Annotated in this window: 1 protein-coding gene; it reads right to left on the reverse strand. The window is 66.8% G+C overall.

What is annotated here, in order from left to right; genetic code table 11:
• Positions 1-34 precede the first annotated feature (34 nt).
• Positions 35-949 (reverse strand): IS982 family transposase, encoded by a 915-nt coding sequence (locus tag ACWCRJ_RS44575; protein ID WP_450944701.1) that lies wholly within the window; start codon positions 947-949, stop codon positions 35-37.
• Positions 950-1,011: the final 62 nt, after the last annotated feature.

Genomic DNA, 1,011 nt, shown 5'->3' on the forward strand with positions numbered 1-1,011 from the left:
CTAGATGAATGAGTCCAAGGGGCTTTCGTCACGGTCAGTGGTCGTAGGCGATCAGTGACCGTTTGACCGGCTGCCCGGTGCGGTCGTTGTACCAGACGGCTGCGGTCAGGGCGAGGATCCGGCTCAGCACGCGCACCGCGACGCCCGGCGGGCTCTTGGCACCGTGTCTTTCCAGGTCGAGCTGGCCTTTGAAGGTCTGGTTGATCGACTCGATGACTTGGCGCAGTGGCTTGAACAGATGGGCCCCGGCCTGCTCGGGTTCGCCCTTGCGGGCCGGCCGCAGGAGAACCAGGTCACGCTCGGTCAGGTCGTGCTCGAAAGCGCGGCCGTAGTAGTTCTTGTCACCGATGATCGTCTGGTGCGGGTGGGAGGCCGTCACGTCCGGCGCGGTGTCGAGCATGTCCCTCAGCGTTTCGCGTTCGTCGGCCTTGGCGCCGGTGAGGGCGAACAGGACCGGCAGGCCGCCCAGGGTGCACACCAGGTGCAGCCGCAGGCCCCAGAAGTATCGGGAGTGCGAGGCGCAGTAGCCGTACTGGGCCCATCCCGCCAGGTCCGAACGTTTGGCTGTCTCGCGGGAGCAGCCGCAGCCGACCGGGGTGGAGTCGACCAGCCACACGTCGTCGCTCCACAGGGAGGTGTCCTGGGCGAGGATCCGGATCACGCTGGTGAGCAGGGAGGACGCGGCACGCAGGCGCTTGTTGTAGCCGGACTGCTGAGGCACGTAGGGAAAGAGGGACCGGAAGTCCTGGTCGACGCGGCGCAGCCAGCGCCGCTCGGAGGTGTAGCCGAGCAGCGCCGACATCACGGCGAGGGTGAGCAGTTCCGCGTCGCTGAGTCTGGGGGCGATTCCGACGGCAGGCCGTGCCGGGGCCAGCCACGGCGAAGCCTTCAACTCGTCGTCGATCCGGGCGTACAGTGCCGTTGCGAGGGTGTTCAGGTCGTTCGTCACACATCGACATTGGACGCCCTCGCGCTCTGTCCGCAGGCCATCCCTTGGACTCATTCATCTAG

Source organism: Streptomyces sp. NPDC002324 (assembly GCF_053593335.1).